Below are 15,419 nucleotides of genomic sequence, written 5' to 3'. Positions count from 1 at the left end.
GAGGACAGCGATGAAGGCAGTAATTCTGGCGGGTGGCCTGGGCACGCGGATCAGCGAAGAGTCGCACCTCAAGCCCAAGCCGATGATCGAGATCGGCGGCAAGCCAATTCTTTGGCACATCATGAAACAGTACTCCGCCCACGGGATTCATGACTTCGTGATCTGCCTTGGCTACAAGGGCTATGCGATCAAGGACTTCTTCGCCAACTACTTCCTGCACACTTCCGACGTCACTTTCGACATGCGCAACAACCGCATGGACGTGCACCAGAACTACAGCGAGCCGTGGAGTGTCACCCTCATCGACACCGGCGAGGAAACCATGACCGGTGGCCGCTTGCTGCGCGCCGGCCGTTACCTCAAGGATGAAGACGCCTTCTGCTTTACCTACGGCGACGGCGTCTCCGATATCAATATCCGTCAACTGGTGGATTACCACAGCGCCCACGGTCGTCTGGCGACCGTCACCGCTGTACAACCGCCGGGCCGTTACGGTGCCCTGGAGCGTCACGGCGATCAGGTGCTCGGTTTCACCGAGAAGCCCCGTGGCGACGGTGGCTGGATCAATGGCGGCTTCTTTGTGCTTTCACCGAAAGTGCTGTCGTACATCGGCGGTGATGACACCACTTGGGAAGCCGAGCCCTTGGCCCGTCTGGCCCAGGATGAACAGTTGAAGGCCTTCGAGCACGAAGGCTTCTGGCACCCGATGGACACCCTGCGCGACAAGAACCACCTCGAAGCGTTGTGGCAGAGCGGGGAGGCCCCATGGAAGCAATGGGCCTGAGTCCGGAGTTCTGGCGCGGCAAACGCGTTCTGCTGACCGGCCACACCGGTTTCAAGGGCAGCTGGCTGACATTGTGGCTGCAAAGCCTCGGTGCCGAGGTCAGCGGGTTTTCGCTCGATCCGTCCACCGAACCGAGCCTGTTCGAACTGGCCCGGGTGCATGAAGGCATCAACGATCAGCGCGGCGACCTGCGTGACCTCGGCGCCTTGCTGGAACTGATCGCCGAAACCCGGCCGGAAATCGTCCTGCACCTGGCGGCCCAACCGCTGGTGCGCGAAGGCTATCGCGATCCGCTTGGTACCTATTCCAGCAACGTCATGGGCACCCTCAACCTGCTCGAAGCGATCCGCCAGGTCGGCGGTGTGCGCGCCTGCGTGTTGGTGACCACCGACAAGGTTTATGCGAACAAGGAATGGCTGTGGCCGTACCGCGAGGATGAAGCGCTGGGCGGTCACGACCCATACAGCAGCAGCAAGGCCTGTTGCGAATTGCTCGCCCAGTCCTACGCCGCGTCGTTTTTCCCGGCGGACAAGTACGCCGAACACGGTCTGGCCTTGGCCACCGCGCGCGCCGGTAACGTACTGGGCGGCGGGGACTTCGCGCCTGAGCGCTTGATTCCTGACGTGCTCAAGGCCTGGTCCGCAGACGAGCCTGTGACCCTGCGCTACCCGCAAGCCGTGCGCCCATGGCAGCACGCCCTGGAGCCGCTGGCCGGTTATCTGCAATTGGCCGCTGGCCTCTATGAACAAGGCCCGGCGTTTGCCGGCGCGTGGAACTTCGGCCCGAGCGAAGCAGACATGTGCAGCGTCGGCGAAGTGGTCGAACTGCTCGCCAGCCGCTGGCCGCAAGCACGCGGCTTGCGCATCGAACCGAGTGATTTGCACGAAGCCGGGCTGCTGCGCCTGGACAGCAGCCGAGCCCGTCAACTGTTGGCCTGGCAACCGCGCTGGTCATTGCAGCAATGCCTGACCCAGACCCTCGACTGGCACTTGGCGTGGCAGAACGGCGATGACATGCGTGAAGTCACCCTGGGCCAGTTGAACCTGTACCGAGGCGCGCTGTGAGCGAATTTCTGTTGAAAGCCTTGCCGCTGGCCGGTCTGTTCAGCGTGCAGCACAAACGCTTCGAAGATGATCGCGGGCACTTCGCGCGGCTGTTTTGCGAAGGCAGCCTGAGCGCTTTCGGACAGCCGTTTCATATCCGCCAGATCAATCACTCCTGCACTCGCGAACAAGGCAGTGTGCGCGGTCTGCATTATCAAAATGCCAATGCGCCGGAAGCCAAGTTGATTACCTGCCTGCGCGGCGAGGTCTGGGATGTGGCAGTGGATTTGCGGCCCGACTCCGAGACCTTCCTGTCTTGGCACGCCGAGCACCTGAAGGCCGGGGACGGTCGCAGCCTGCTGATTCCGGCCGGGTTCGCCCATGGTTTCCAGACCCTCACCGGTGACGCCGAATTGCTCTATCTGCACAGCGCCGATTACACGCCTGCGCATGAGGGTGGGTTGTCGGTGAACGATCCACGGCTGGCGATTGCCTGGCCGTTGCCTGTCAATAATCTGTCGGCCCGGGATTCCAGCCATCCCTTGCTCGATGAACACTTCGCTGGAGTGCGTCTATGAACTGCCGTGGTTGCGGTACTCCTCTGGCCTTGCCGCTGATCGATCTCGGCACCTCGCCGCCGTCCAACGCCTACGTGCGCGCCGATCAGCTGGAGCAAGCCGAGCAATGGGTGCCGCTGAAGGTCGCGGTGTGCCAGCAATGCTGGCTGGTGCAGACCGAGGATTACACCAGCGCCGACAGCCTGTTCGACGCCGAGTACGCCTACTTCAGCTCGTTCTCCAGCACCTGGCTGGACCATGCCGAGCGCTATGTGGCGCAAATGATCGAGCGTTTCGGCCTGACCGTCGACAGCCGCGTGGTGGAAATCGCCGCCAATGACGGTTACCTGTTGCAGTACGTGGCCGGGCGCGGCATCCCATGCCTGGGCGTCGAACCGACCCGCAGCACCGCACAAGCGGCTCGGGAGAAAGGCCTGGAGATTCGCGAACTGTTCTTCGGTCGCGACACCGCTGCGCAGCTGAACAGCGAAGGCTGGGCCGCTGACCTGATGGCCGCCAACAACGTGTTGGCGCATGTGCCGGATATCAATGATTTCCTTGGCGGATTCGCAAGCTTGCTCAAGCCGACCGGTGTGGCGACGTTCGAGTTTCCGCAGCTGTTGACGCTGATGGCGGGGAAGCAGTTCGACACGCTGTATCACGAGCACTATTCCTACCTGTCCCTGACCGCCGTGCAGACCTTGTGCGAGCGCAATGGCCTGGAGGTGTTCGATGTCAGCCAGTTGTCGACCCATGGCGGTTCGTTGCGGGTGTTCGTCCAGCGGGCCGACGGTGTTCGCCGTGAGGTGCAGCCAGCCGTTCAACAGCAGTTGCAGGCTGAACTGGCAGCGGGAGTGAAAACCCCCGAGTACTACGCGACCCTGGCGCCCGCAGCTGAACGCATCAAGCACGGATTGCTGCGTTTCCTGTTGCAGGCCAAGGCTGACGGCAAGCGCGTGGTCGGTTATGGCGCGGCAGCCAAGGGCAACACCTTGCTCAACTACGCCGGGGTCAAAACGGACCTGTTGGCCTGGGTGGCCGATGTCAATCCGCACAAGCAGGGCAAGTACTTGCCGGGCAGTCGCATTCCGATCGTTTCGCCGGCGCAGATCGATCTGGAGAAACCGGATTACGTGCTGGTTCTGCCATGGAATCTGCTGCACGAAGTCAGTCAGCAACTGGCGCAGGTGCGGCAGTGGGACGGCCGATTCGTGATCGCCGTGCCTGAGTTGACCGTGCTGTGAAGGTGCTCGTGACCGGGGCCACCGGGTTCGTCGGCCGACATCTGATCGCGGCCTTGCTCGCCCGTGGTTGCGAGGTTCGGGCCGTGGCGCGTAACGCCGAGACCGCCGCACAGCTGCCGTGGATCAATGCCGTGGAGTTCGTGGCGGCGGATATTCATGCCGCCGACCTGGACCTCGCCGCGCTGACCGATGGCGTCGATGCCTTGGCGCATCTCGCCTGGCCAGGCTTGCCGAACTATCAGGCGCTGTTTCACGTCGAGCACAACCTGATGGCCGATTACCGGTTCATCAAGGGCGCGGTCGAGGCGGGCGTGCCGCAGGTGTTGGTGACGGGCACCTGTTTCGAATATGGCCTGCAAAGCGGGCCGCTCAGCGAGCAGACCGAGGCGCGGCCGAGTAACCCCTACGGGCTGGCCAAGAACACCTTGCGTCTGTTCCTCGAAAATCTGCAACGGCAACAGCCGTTCACCTTGCAATGGGCGCGGCTGTTTTACCTGCATGGGCAAGGACAGAACCCCAACAGTTTGCTGGCGGCACTGGACCGGGCCATCGAGGCCGGGGACGACAGCTTCAACATGTCGGCCGGCGAGCAGTTGCGCGATTACCTGGCGATCGACACGGCCGCCGGTTACCTCGCCGCGATCCTGCAACAGCGCGAATTTGACGGCGTGATCAATTGTTCCAGCGGCCAGCCGATATCGGTCAGGGCGTTGGTCGAACAACGGCTGCGTGAACGCGGCGCATCGATCCGTTTGAACCTGGGCCATTACCCATACCCGACCCATGAGCCGATGGCATTCTGGGGTGTGGCGGACCGCTTGCAACAGCTACTGGGAGCAGAGCATGAGGCATGAGTTGTATCGGGTCGCCGACCTGCCGGTGTTGCAGAACCGTACCTTTGCCGATGCGCAATCAGCGAAAGCTTCGGCCTGCGCCGACATGGTGTTGGTGCAAGACGAGACGAGCGGGCTGATCTTCAATCAGGCCTTCGATGCCGACAAGCTCAGCTACGACGCCGACTATCAGAACGAGCAGGCGCATTCCGGCCAGTTCCAGAAGCACTTGAGCGATGTCGAGGGGATCATTGCCCGCCACTTCAAGGGTCAGGAGCTGATCGAAGTCGGCTGCGGCAAGGGGTATTTCTTAGAACTGCTCAAAGGCTTGGGTTACTCGATCACCGGCATTGATCCGGCTTACGAGGGCGACAACAGCGACGTGATCAAAGCGCCGTTCACTCGTGGCCTGGGTCTGTCGGCGGACGCTATCGTGCTGCGGCATGTGCTGGAGCATATTCAGGATCCGGTGAGTTTTCTCGCCGAGATCGCCGAGGCCAATCAGGGCGGGCAGATCTACATCGAAGTGCCGTGCCTGGACTGGATTCTCGAGCACCGCGCCTGGTTCGACCTGTTCTACGAGCATGTCAATTATTTCCGCCTCGATGACCTGCGCCGGATGTTTGGCACGGTGCATGAGGCCGGCCACCTGTTCGGTGGCCAATACCTGTACATCGTCGCCGACCTGTCGACGTTGCGCCTGACCCCGGAACAACCGGTGCCGCGCCTGACGCTGCCCGAGGGTTTCACCACCAGCCTCGACCGCGCTGTGCAGATCATTCAGGCCGCGCCCGAGCAGGGTTCGGCGATCTGGGGTGCCTCGTCCAAAGGCGTGATTTATTCGCTGTTCCTGCAACGCGCGGGCGTGGCGGTGGATCGCGTGGTGGATATCAACCCGGCCAAACAGGGCCGGTATCTGCCACTGAGCGGCGTGCGGGTGTCCTCGCCGCAAGAGGCCATGGACGCTCTGCCAGAAGGCGCCAACCTGTTTGTGATGAACTCCAATTACCTCGAAGAAATCAAGCGGATGACCGGTGGACGCTACGTCTATCACGCCGTCGACAGCGCTTCGTTCCAGTGACCATTGAGAATTTTGAAATGACCGATAACAGCATCAACAAAGCCTTTGAAGCCGAATGCCGGGAACAGATCGCCCAGCAAGGTGACGACCAGAAACTCACTGGCCTTGCCCGGGACTTCTTCAACGAATCGGCCAAGCATAAATACAGCTACCATTTCTCGTGGATGGGCCGTCCGATCATCCAGCTGCCGCAAGACATGATGGCGATGCAAGAGATCATCTGGCAGGTCAAACCGGATCTGGTTATCGAATGCGGCATCGCCCACGGCGGTTCGATCATTTACTACGCATCGTTGCTGGAGCTGCAAGGTCACGGCGAAGTGCTGGGCATCGACCTCGACATCCGTGCGCACAACCGCGAAGCCATCGAAAGCCACCCGATGAGCAAACGCATTTCGATGATCGAAGGTTCGAGCATTGATCCTGCGATCGCCGCACAAGTGCGCGTCGCGGCCGAAGGCAAGAAAGTCATTCTGGTGCTGGACTCCAATCACACCCACGATCATGTGCTCGAAGAGTTGCGTCTATACGCACCACTGGTTTCGGTGGACAGCTACTGCGTGGTGATGGACACCGTGGTCGAAGACATGCCGGCTGACTTCTTCCCGGATCGTCCTTGGGGCCCGGGCGATAACCCGAAAACTGCGGTATGGAAGTACCTGGAAGAAAACAAGGACTTCGAGATCGACCAGCAGATGCAAAACAAGCTGCTGATCACCGTGGCGCCGGACGGCTATCTGCGTCGCGTTCGTTAATCAAAAGTGGTTTCAGGTTCTTGGCGATTGGCCGGTTGTGGGGATAGAAAGATGCAGGTTCAAAACAGTGCTCAAAACAACGTTGCACCGCTGAGCGAACGGTTTACGGTGGTGGTGATTTCCCACAACCGGAGCGCGTTCCTGCGGCGCACCTTGCAGTACTACAGCAGCTATCCCTGCTCGGTTCTGGTTCTGGACTCGTCCGCTGAGGGTGACGAGAACATGACCCGGGACTTCCCGGCGGTCGACTATCGCCACTTGCCGCAATACACCTATAAGGGGCTGCAGGATAAACTCACCTACGGTGTCAATCAGGTCACCACGCCATACATGGTGTTTGCCGCCGATGACGACTTCCTGCTGCACCGCGCACTGACCGAGTCGGTGGAGTTTCTCGAAGCCAATCCCGACTACGGCTTGTGCCATGGCTACGGGATCATGTACCTGACCCGTGCCACTGAAGTGAACTACTTCCGCCGCGACCGCAAGGTTCATGAGGATTACAACTCGGAGCAGGCCGAAGACCGTGTCGTGCGGTTCATGGATAATTTCCTGCCGCCGTTCTATGCGGTCACCCGTACCGATCTGCTGCAACAGTGGTACAGCCTGCTGCCACCGGGCACCGGTTTCGAATGGCAGGAAATCGGCCATACCTTCTACCTGCTGGCCTGCGCGAAGGCACGGATCCTGCCGATTCCGTTTGCTGTGCGGGAAATGAACTATGGCGCCTCGGACCACAACACCAACGTGTTGACGGTGCTGACCTTCAAAGACGCCAAAAGCGTTGCCGAGCGCGAGCAGTTTGCCGAATTCCTGGCCTCGATCCCGACGCCACTCAGCGACAAGGGGCTGGCCCAGGCCAAGCAGATCGCCCTGGACAGTTTTACCGCCATGGCCGATTGCCTGATCGAAGGTCGCTCGCTCAAAGGCACCCTGATTATTCGCTCGGCCTGGCGCGAGGTGGGGGAAGAGCCGATTCGCTCGTTCGGCCCCGAGCAATTCGTCGAAATGCCGTTCTACAACAAACCGGTGTTCGACCTGCTGACCGAATTTGAATTCCTGCTGCACGCCATGCCTGCTGGTCGCCTGCAACTTCAGGAACTGGAAGGCATCCTGCTCAAGCAGCATGAGTTGATGCGCGTTCACCCCAACGACACTGACCGCACTGTGCGTAGCCGGTTGTGGGAGGCCTTGAGCCTGAACGTGTTCAACCGGGCCGTGGTCAAGCGTCTGGCGGAGTCGTTGAAGGACAGCGACGAGCCGGAAGAAGGCCTCAAGCTGCAAGCCTGGGCCGAGCGACTGAACGCTTTACCGGGTCAGCAAGACCGCCGACTGTTCGAGAATATGCCGTCCGGCCGGTTGCTGAACTGGCTCGAAGCGCGCAATCCGGATGCCGCGCAGTTCAAGGCGATCGCTGCACAGTTGGCCAAGCATAATGGTGGTCCTCAGTTCGGCATCCTGTTGCTGGATCTGGACGCCGACATGGTCAAGTTGCAGGCGACCTTCGATAGCTTGGTCGGTGGCCACTGCAGGGCGTTCAACCTGGTGGTGTTCACCACCGGTGATTTACCGGCGACCACGTCCGTGCGCGACACCGTGCACTTCGTCAAAGTCAGCACAACCAATTATGTGGAGCGCATCAACCAGATCGTCGCCCAGTCCACCGCCGATTGGCTGTTGCTGGCGGAGGCCGGAGATCAGTTCACTGCCAGCGGTTTGCTGCGCGCCAGCCTTGAGCTGGCCGGTGCCGAGGGTGTGCGCGCGGTGGCGATGGACGAGCTTCAGCGTCAGGCCAACGGCGCTCTGGCGGATGTATTCCGCCCTGGGGTCAACCTCGACCTGCTGCAAACCGTGCCGTCGTTGATGGCGCGCCACTGGTTGATCCAGCGTGATGTGTTGGCTCAGGCCAAAGGTTTCTCGACCGAGTACCCCCAGGCGCTGGAGTTCGATCTGTTGCTGCGCCTGATCGAGGATGGTGGCCTGGCAGGGCTGGCGCATCTGGCCGAACCCTTGCTGATTTGCAATGCCCCGGTAGAAGAATCCAGCGCTCAGGAACGTCAGGTGCTGACCCGCTCTCTGGCGGCGCGCGGTTATCGCGCTCAGGTCAGCTCGGCACTGCCGCTGACTTACCAGATCGACTATCAACACGCCGAACGGCCGCTGGTGTCGATCATCCTCCAGAGCCAGGACAACCTTGAGTCGCTGCAACGCGCGCTGGTCAGTGTGCTGCAGCGCACCCGTTATCAGCGTCACGAAGTGCTGATTGCCGACAACCACAGCCAATCCGAAGAGCTGGCAACCTGGCTGAGCAGCCTTGAAGGCAAGGGCGATCGCCTTCGTGTAATGCGCAGCGGTCAGCGCCTGAGTGCCTCGGCGCTGAACAATTCTGCCTGTGCCCAGGCCAAGGGGAACTACCTGGTGTTGCTGTCGGCGGAATCCGAAGTGGTCAATGCCAATTGGCTCGACGCCATGCTTAACCAGGCTCAGCGTCCGGAAGTCGGCATCGTTGGCGCCAAACTGATGGACATGCATGGCGTCACCACGCAGGCCGGCCTGGTCCTGGGTTTGAATGGCGATATCGGCTCGGTCTTTGTCGATGAACGCAAAGACGCCAAGGGCTACATGAACGGCCATCAGGTCGAGCAGAACTACTCGGCGGTGTCCGGTGCCTGCCTGATGATTCGCAAGGACGTGTTCGAAGCGGTGGGGGGGCTGGACGAAGAGCATTTCGACGAAGCTTTTGGCGATATCGACCTGTGCCTGAAAGTCGCCGATGCCGGTTACCTGACTGTCTGGACGCCACAAGCGCAACTGTTGCATCCGGGCGTGCTGCCTGAGGCAGTCCAGGCTCGCGCCGCCCTGCGCGACAAATGGCAATCGCGCTTCGAACAAGACTCAGCCTACAACCAGAACCTGGCCTTGACCGGCAAGGGCTTTACTCTCAGCGAACCGACCCGCGTGAACTGGGCGCAGTTGCTCGCATAAGCCTGGCTGACAGGTAAAAGGACTCAAGGCATGTTCAACGGTAAATCGATTTTCATCTCTGGTGGCACCGGCTCGTTCGGGCGCAATTTCATTCGCCGGCTGCTGGAGCAATACCAGCCCAAGCGCGTGGTGGTATTTTCCCGCGATGAGCTCAAGCAATACGAGATGCAGCAGACGTTCAATGCGCCGTGCATGCGGTACTTCATCGGTGATGTGCGCGACGCCGACCGTTTGCGTCAGGCCATGCGCGGCATCGATTACGTGGTGCATGCAGCGGCCTTGAAACAGGTGCCGGCGGCGGAATACAACCCTACCGAATGCATTCGCACCAACGTCAATGGCGCGGAAAACATCATTGCCGCGGCCATCGACAACGGCGTGAAAAAAGTCGTCGCGCTGTCTACCGACAAGGCGGCCAGCCCGATCAACCTGTACGGCGCGACCAAGCTGTTGTCGGACAAACTGTTCGTCGCTGCCAACAACATCGCCGGCGAACAGCAGACTCGCTTTGCCGTGGTCCGCTACGGCAACGTCGCCGGCTCGCGGGGTTCGGTGGTGCCGTTCTTCAGCAAACTGATTGCCGAGGGCGCCAAGGAGCTGCCGATCACCGACGAGCGCATGACGCGGTTCTGGATCACCCTCGATCACGGTGTGAAGTTTGTGCTCGACAGCTTCGCCCGCATGCACGGTGGTGAAGTGTTTGTGCCGAAGATCCCGTCGATTCGCATTGTTGATCTGGCGCTGGGCATGGCTGAACATTTGCCGCACAAAAACGTCGGCATCCGTCCGGGGGAAAAACTCCACGAACTGATGGTGCCGCTGGATGACGCGCGCATGACCCTGGAGTTCGATGATCACTACACCATTCAGCCGTCGATTCGTTTCACCAGCGTCGACGTGGATTTTGCCGTGGACAAACTGGGCGAGCAGGGCCGACCAGTGAGCGAAGACTTCGAGTACCGCTCCGACACCAACCCGCACTTCCTCTCGGTCGGCCAGATCGCCGACCTGCACGCGGAGCTGTCGGCATGATTCCCTACGGTCGGCAAAGCCTCGATCAGGCAGACATCGACGCGGTCGTTGCCGTGTTGCAGTCCGACTGGCTGACTCAAGGGCCGACCATCGAGCGTTTCGAGCAGGCCATGGCCGAGCGTTGCCAGGCCGATTTTGCGGTGGCGGTGTGCAATGCCACGGCGGCGTTGCACATTGCCTGTCTCGCCGCCGGCCTCGGGCCGGGCGATCGGCTATGGACCACGCCGAACACCTTCCTGGCCTCGGCCAACTGCGGTCGCTACTGCGGCGCCGAGGTCGATTTCGTCGACATCGATCCGCTGACCTGGAATCTCGACGCCTACACCTTGGCGTCGAAACTTGAAATCGCCGAGCGCGACGGCAAGCTTCCAAAAGTGCTGGTGGCGGTGGCGTTTTCCGGGCAGAGCTGTGATATGCGCATGATCGCCGAACTGGCCGAGCGCTATGGTTTTACGGTGATCGAAGATGCCTCCCACGCCGTCGGTGCGTCCTACGCCGGGCGTCCGGTGGGTTGTGGTGAATTCGCGGCGATGACGGTGTTCAGTTTCCACCCGGTGAAGATCATCACCAGTGCCGAAGGCGGCATGGTGCTGACCAATCGACCAGAACTGGCCGAGCGTTTGCAGCGCCTGCGCAGCCACGGCATGACCCGTGACCCGGCGCAGATGACCGAACCCAGTCACGGCCCCTGGTACTACCAGCAAGTGGAACTGGGCTTCAATTACCGCATCACCGACCTGCAAGCGGCCCTCGGTCTGTCGCAGCTGAACAAGCTCGATGACTTCATCGAGCGTCGTCGTGAGCTGGCGGCGCGTTATGACCGGTTGCTGACGTACTTGCCGTTGACCTTGCCCAGTGCGCAGCCTGAAGCCGAGTCGGCGTGGCATCTGTACGTGGTGCGCTTGCAGACGGAGCGGATCAACCTCAGTCATCGTCAGGTGTTCGAAGGCTTGCGAGCGGCTGGTGTCGGGGTGAACCTGCACTATATTCCACTGCACTTGCAGCCGTACTATCGCGACCTGGGTTTTGCCGAGGGTGATTTCCCCCAGGCCGAACGTTATTACGCCGAGGCCATCAGCCTGCCGCTGTTTCCTCTGCTGAGCGATGAACAACAGGACTATGTGGTCGAGCAATTGCGACTGGTGACCAAATAAGTGCTGCCATGGGCGGTTGATGGGAAAGTGTGATGCGTGAACTGAGTGAACAGGAAAAATTCTGGCTGGGTGACTTTGGTAACCAGTATGTCGAGCGCAATGTGGGGCAGCCCTTGGTGGCTGCCAACCTCGCATTGTTTGCCAAGGCGCTGACACGGGTAGGGCGGATCGAGAGCCTGGTCGAGCTGGGAACCAATGCCGGTAACAACCTGCAGGCGTTACGTCAGTTGTTGCCTCAATGCGACTTGTTTGGCGTGGAGATCAATAGCAGTGCTTGCGCTCAGGCCCGGGCACTGGGAATTGCGCAGATCTGGCAGGGTTCGCTGTTCGATTTTCCTCGCGAGCGCACCTTTGACCTTACACTGAGTAAAGGCGTGCTGATTCATCTGGCGCCGGAGCTGTTGGCCGCTGCTTATGCGCAGCTGTACGAATTGAGCAATCGTTACGTGTTGGTCGCCGAGTACTACAATCCGGCACCGGTTGAGGTTTTGTATCGTGGTAACAGCGGCAAGCTGTTCAAGCGTGATTTTGCCGGTGAAATGCTTGATCGTTATGAGGACCTGCAATTGGTCGATTACGGTTTCGGTTATCATCGCGACCCGCTATTCCCGGTGGATGACATCACCTGGTTCCTTCTGGAAAAACGCGGGTGAACAGCATTGCAGTCATCCCGGCCCGTGGTGGCAGTAAACGCATACCACGCAAGAACCTCAAGCCGTTCGACGGCGTGCCGATGATTGCCCGCTCGATTCACACGGCAATCAGTTCGGGGCTGTTTGCTCGCGTAGTGGTCAGCACCGACGATGAAGAAATTGCCGAGTTGGCCCGTGCCAGTGGTGCGCAGGTGCCGTTCATGCGGCCGGCGGCCCTGGCCGATGACTTCACTGGCACCGCCGCGGTGATTGCGCATGCTCTGGATGAGTTACATCGACAAGGTCAGGATTTTGACTATGCCTGTTGCATCTATGCCACCGCACCGCTACTGCAAGCGCGGTTCCTGCATCAAGGGTTGAAGCTGCTGGAGCAGTATCCCGAAAAATCCTTCGCATTCTCGGTGTGCGATTTCGGCTTTCCAGTGCAGCGCGCGCTCACCGTTGACGATAGGGGCGCATTGACCGCGTTGTATCCGGAGTTTCGCAACACCCGCTCGCAGGATTTACCGGTCGCCTATCAAGACGCCGGCCAGTTCTACTGGGGACGCAGCGAAGCCTGGTTGCGTGGCGATGTGCTGTTCTCGCCGGCAAGCCTGCCGGTGATTCTGCCGCGGCATCTGGTGCAGGACATCGACACCCTCGAAGACTGGAAACGCGCCGAATACCTATACGCCGCCTTGAAGGCGGGTGGTGAGTTGCAATGAGAGTGCTGATTCGCGCCGACGCGTCGCCGACCATCGGCAGTGGCCATATCGCCCGCTGCCTGACCCTGGCCAGGGTGTTGCGCAAGCAGGGCACGCATGTTGCCTTTGCGTGCCGTCTGTTGCCGGGGCATCGGCTGCACAGTCTGCGGGCCGAGGGTTTCGAGACCTTCGCACTGCCGGAGCGCTATCACGATGAAGATCCGCAGCAGGCCATCGAGTCGATGCTGCCGTGGCACGCGGACATTGCAGCGCTGGGGCAAGCCTTGGAAAGTCATCCGGCTTTCGACTGGATCATCGTCGATCACTATGGTCTCGATCATCATTGGCAGACCGCCGCGCGCCGTTGGGCGCCAAGAATCGCGGCGGTGGACGACCTGGCCACTCGGCAATACAGCGTCGATCTGCTGCTCAATCAAAATCTGTCGGGCACCCCAGAGGCTTATGTCTCCCTGCTGACGCCCGATTGCCAGACCCTGCTCGGCCCACGGTTTGCCCTGCTGCGCGATGAGTTCTGTTGCCCGGCGATCGAGATCAAACCTCGGGCCAGGCGCGTGCTGGTGAATTTCGGCGGCTTCGATGCGGCCATGCAGACCCATCATGCGATGTTGGCGCTGGCGGACTTCCATGAGCTGGAAATCGATTTCGTGGCGGGGGCCGACAATCCGGCGTGGGAGCAGATGCAGGCGCTGGTGGATTATCGTCCGAACTGGCGCCTGCACAGTTTTGTCAGCGACTTCTACCGGCTGATGACCGAGGTCGATCTGTTCATCGGTGCCGGTGGCGGCACCAGTTGGGAGCGGGCGGCCATGGGGCTGCCGACGATCTGCATTGCGGTCTCGAATAATCAGCAGGCCAACGGCGTGGTCATGGCGACCTCGGGGGCTCATGTGTTTCTGGGCAATCGCGAGCACGTCAGCGTCGAGCAGTTGCGCCAGACCATCGGTTTTGTCGTGGGCAATCAGGGACTTCGTCAAAGTCTGGCTGAACGCTCACGGCAGTTGGTTGATGGCCGTGGCGCGCAGCGGGTGGCGGCGGCGCTGGCGGGGGCGGTGCTGCAAGTTCGCCAGGCCTCTCAGGACGATGCGCAACTGTTGTTCGGCGGGCGCAATGCTGAGGCGGTTCGGCGCTGGTCGCTGGATTCGCACGTCATCGACTGGCAACGGCATCAGGCCTGGCTGGCCGCGAGCCTGAGCAATCCGCGGCGGTTGCTGTTGATCGCCGAGGCGGATGATGGTCCGGTCGGTGTGCTGCGTTATGACCTCGACGGTGCTTGGGCCGAAGTCTCGATTTATCTGTTCGAAGGCCGATTCGGCCTGGGCTGGGGCAGGTCGCTGCTGGCGCGGGGCGAAGCCTTCGTCACCGCTCACTGGCCGCAACTGCAAGCCATCACCGCTCAGGTGCTGCCGGCCAATCAGCCATCGCTGAACGTATTTCGCGAGGCAGGTTTCACTCAGAGTGCTTGCTCGTTCACACGCGTTTTAAAGGATCATCCATGACGAGTTTCAAGATCGGCAATCGCTCGATCGGTGCCGATGCGCCGCCGTTCATCATTGCCGAGATGAGCGGCAACCATAACCAGTCGCTGGACGTGGCGCTGCAAATCGTCGAAGCCGCGGCCAGGGCCGGCGCGCATGCCTTGAAGCTGCAAACCTACACCGCCGAGACCATGACCCTGGACCTGTCCGAAGGCGAGTTCTTCATCAAGGACCCCAACAGCCTGTGGGCCGGTTCTTCGCTGTACGCGCTGTACGAGAAAGCCCACACACCGTGGGAATGGCACGCGCCGATTTTCGCCCGGGCCAAAGAGTTGGGCATGCTGGCGTTCTCCACACCGTTCGATGACACCGCGGTGGATTTTCTCGAAAGCCTCGACGTGCCGGCCTACAAAATCGCCAGTTTCGAGAACACCGATCTGCCGTTGATCCGGCGGGTCGCTGCCACCGGCAAGCCGCTGATCATCTCCACCGGCATGGCCAGCATCGCCGAACTCGATGAAACCGTGCGCGCCGCCCGTGAGGCCGGTTGCAAGGACCTGGTATTGCTCAAATGCACCAGCACTTACCCGGCGACGCCGGCCAACAGTAATGTGCGTACGATTCCTCATCTGCGCGAGTTGTTTGGCTGTGAAGTCGGTTTGTCCGATCATTCGATGGGCGTCGGAGTGTCCGTCGCCGCGGTAGCGCTGGGGGCGACGGTGGTGGAGAAACACTTCACCCTCGACCGTGCCGCAGGCGGGGTGGACGCCAGTTTCTCCCTGGAACCGGCAGAACTCGCCAGCCTGGTGATCGAAACCGAACGTGCCTGGCAGGCCATGGGCCAGGTGCATTACGGCGTGACCGAGGCCGAGCGCAAGTCCCTGGTCTACCGCCGTTCGCTGTACGTCACTCAGGACATGGCCGCCGGGGAGCCTTTCTCTGTCGCCAATCTGCGGGCCATCCGGCCTGGCCTGGGGCTCGCCCCCAAACACGCTGAAACCCTTCTGGGCCGCCGCGCCCGCCTGCCCATCAAGCGCGGAACCCCGCTGGACTGGTCGTTGGTCGAATAACCGCTTGTGGGGCTGATTCGGCAAAATAGCGTGACCTGCGAGTCATAAC

Annotated in this window: 14 protein-coding genes; all 14 read left to right on the top strand. The window is 60.9% G+C overall.

The genetic code is table 11. The features are described from left to right. Nucleotides 1-10 precede the first annotated feature (10 nt). From rfbF to pseI, 14 genes are read left to right on the top strand one after another with little or no spacing between them, the layout of a single operon-like run. The gene (rfbF, locus tag KGB14_RS16225) at nt 11-784 is read left to right on the top strand and encodes a glucose-1-phosphate cytidylyltransferase (protein ID WP_223487785.1); all 774 of its coding nucleotides are present in this window, start codon (nt 11-13) and stop codon (nt 782-784) included. After that, nucleotides 766-1,848, top strand: coding sequence for a CDP-glucose 4,6-dehydratase (rfbG, locus tag KGB14_RS16220; RefSeq protein ID WP_223487784.1), 1,083 nt, complete (start codon nt 766-768; stop codon nt 1,846-1,848). The genes rfbF and rfbG overlap by 19 nt, the downstream gene beginning before the upstream one ends. Further along, nucleotides 1,845-2,405 carry a dTDP-4-dehydrorhamnose 3,5-epimerase family protein gene (locus KGB14_RS16215; protein ID WP_223487783.1) on the top strand — a complete coding sequence of 187 codons (561 nt, stop codon included), beginning with the start codon at nt 1,845-1,847 and terminating at the stop codon, nt 2,403-2,405. The genes rfbG and KGB14_RS16215 overlap by 4 nt, the downstream gene beginning before the upstream one ends. Further along, entirely contained in the window at nt 2,402-3,628 is a 1,227-nt protein-coding gene (locus KGB14_RS16210) for a class I SAM-dependent methyltransferase (RefSeq protein WP_223487782.1), read from the top strand. The genes KGB14_RS16215 and KGB14_RS16210 overlap by 4 nt, the downstream gene beginning before the upstream one ends. Beyond that, entirely contained in the window at nt 3,625-4,482 is an 858-nt protein-coding gene (locus KGB14_RS16205) for an NAD-dependent epimerase/dehydratase family protein (RefSeq protein WP_223487781.1), read from the top strand. Before KGB14_RS16210 ends, KGB14_RS16205 begins: the two co-directional genes overlap by 4 nt. Further along, nucleotides 4,472-5,542 carry a class I SAM-dependent methyltransferase gene (locus KGB14_RS16200; RefSeq protein ID WP_223487780.1) on the top strand — a complete coding sequence of 357 codons (1,071 nt, stop codon included), beginning with the start codon at nt 4,472-4,474 and terminating at the stop codon, nt 5,540-5,542. Before KGB14_RS16205 ends, KGB14_RS16200 begins: the two co-directional genes overlap by 11 nt. A 17-nt stretch (nt 5,543-5,559) precedes the next feature. After that, nucleotides 5,560-6,297: a cephalosporin hydroxylase family protein gene (locus KGB14_RS16195; RefSeq protein WP_223487779.1), complete on the top strand. Its 738-nt coding sequence runs from the start codon at nt 5,560-5,562 to the stop codon at nt 6,295-6,297. Between the two features lie 51 nt (nt 6,298-6,348). After that, on the top strand, nt 6,349-9,282 hold the full coding sequence (locus KGB14_RS16190) for a TIGR00180 family glycosyltransferase (RefSeq protein ID WP_223487778.1): 2,934 nt from the start codon (nt 6,349-6,351) through the stop codon (nt 9,280-9,282). A 30-nt stretch (nt 9,283-9,312) separates the two neighbouring features. Beyond that, nucleotides 9,313-10,314 carry a UDP-N-acetylglucosamine 4,6-dehydratase (inverting) gene (pseB, locus tag KGB14_RS16185; RefSeq protein ID WP_223487777.1) on the top strand — a complete coding sequence of 334 codons (1,002 nt, stop codon included), beginning with the start codon at nt 9,313-9,315 and terminating at the stop codon, nt 10,312-10,314. Then, nucleotides 10,311-11,468, top strand: a complete 1,158-nt coding sequence (gene pseC / locus KGB14_RS16180; RefSeq protein WP_223487776.1) for a UDP-4-amino-4,6-dideoxy-N-acetyl-beta-L-altrosamine transaminase — start codon at nt 10,311-10,313, stop codon at nt 11,466-11,468. Before pseB ends, pseC begins: the two co-directional genes overlap by 4 nt. Nucleotides 11,469-11,500: 32 nt before the next feature. Continuing rightward, nucleotides 11,501-12,121: a pseudaminic acid biosynthesis-associated methylase gene (locus tag KGB14_RS16175; RefSeq protein WP_223487775.1), complete on the top strand. Its 621-nt coding sequence runs from the start codon at nt 11,501-11,503 to the stop codon at nt 12,119-12,121. Next, nucleotides 12,118-12,825 carry a pseudaminic acid cytidylyltransferase gene (pseF, locus tag KGB14_RS16170; RefSeq protein WP_223487774.1) on the top strand — a complete coding sequence of 236 codons (708 nt, stop codon included), beginning with the start codon at nt 12,118-12,120 and terminating at the stop codon, nt 12,823-12,825. The genes KGB14_RS16175 and pseF overlap by 4 nt, the downstream gene beginning before the upstream one ends. Continuing rightward, the gene (gene pseG / locus KGB14_RS16165; protein ID WP_223487773.1) at nt 12,822-14,321 is read left to right on the top strand and encodes a UDP-2,4-diacetamido-2,4,6-trideoxy-beta-L-altropyranose hydrolase; all 1,500 of its coding nucleotides are present in this window, start codon (nt 12,822-12,824) and stop codon (nt 14,319-14,321) included. Before pseF ends, pseG begins: the two co-directional genes overlap by 4 nt. After that, nucleotides 14,318-15,370, top strand: coding sequence for a pseudaminic acid synthase (gene pseI / locus KGB14_RS16160; protein ID WP_223487772.1), 1,053 nt, complete (start codon nt 14,318-14,320; stop codon nt 15,368-15,370). Before pseG ends, pseI begins: the two co-directional genes overlap by 4 nt. The last annotated feature ends 49 nt before the right edge of the window (nt 15,371-15,419 follow it).

It is taken from the genome of Pseudomonas sp. A-RE-19 (assembly GCF_019956555.1).
Lineage (GTDB): Bacteria > Pseudomonadota > Gammaproteobacteria > Pseudomonadales > Pseudomonadaceae > Aquipseudomonas.
This window is presented reverse-complemented; position numbering and strand designations above follow the sequence as displayed.

Coding starts and splice junctions, on each gene's coding strand:
- KGB14_RS16175 (WP_223487775.1), top strand. CDS start 11,501: ATGCGTGAACTGAGTGAACAGGAAAAATTCTGGCTGGGTGACTTTGGT.
- KGB14_RS16200 (WP_223487780.1), top strand. CDS start 4,472: ATGAGGCATGAGTTGTATCGGGTCGCCGACCTGCCGGTGTTGCAGAAC.
- pseG (WP_223487773.1), top strand. CDS start 12,822: ATGAGAGTGCTGATTCGCGCCGACGCGTCGCCGACCATCGGCAGTGGC.
- rfbF (WP_223487785.1), top strand. CDS start 11: ATGAAGGCAGTAATTCTGGCGGGTGGCCTGGGCACGCGGATCAGCGAA.
- pseC (WP_223487776.1), top strand. CDS start 10,311: ATGATTCCCTACGGTCGGCAAAGCCTCGATCAGGCAGACATCGACGCG.
- rfbG (WP_223487784.1), top strand. CDS start 766: ATGGAAGCAATGGGCCTGAGTCCGGAGTTCTGGCGCGGCAAACGCGTT.
- KGB14_RS16190 (WP_223487778.1), top strand. CDS start 6,349: ATGCAGGTTCAAAACAGTGCTCAAAACAACGTTGCACCGCTGAGCGAA.
- pseB (WP_223487777.1), top strand. CDS start 9,313: ATGTTCAACGGTAAATCGATTTTCATCTCTGGTGGCACCGGCTCGTTC.
- pseI (WP_223487772.1), top strand. CDS start 14,318: ATGACGAGTTTCAAGATCGGCAATCGCTCGATCGGTGCCGATGCGCCG.
- KGB14_RS16195 (WP_223487779.1), top strand. CDS start 5,560: ATGACCGATAACAGCATCAACAAAGCCTTTGAAGCCGAATGCCGGGAA.
- KGB14_RS16210 (WP_223487782.1), top strand. CDS start 2,402: ATGAACTGCCGTGGTTGCGGTACTCCTCTGGCCTTGCCGCTGATCGAT.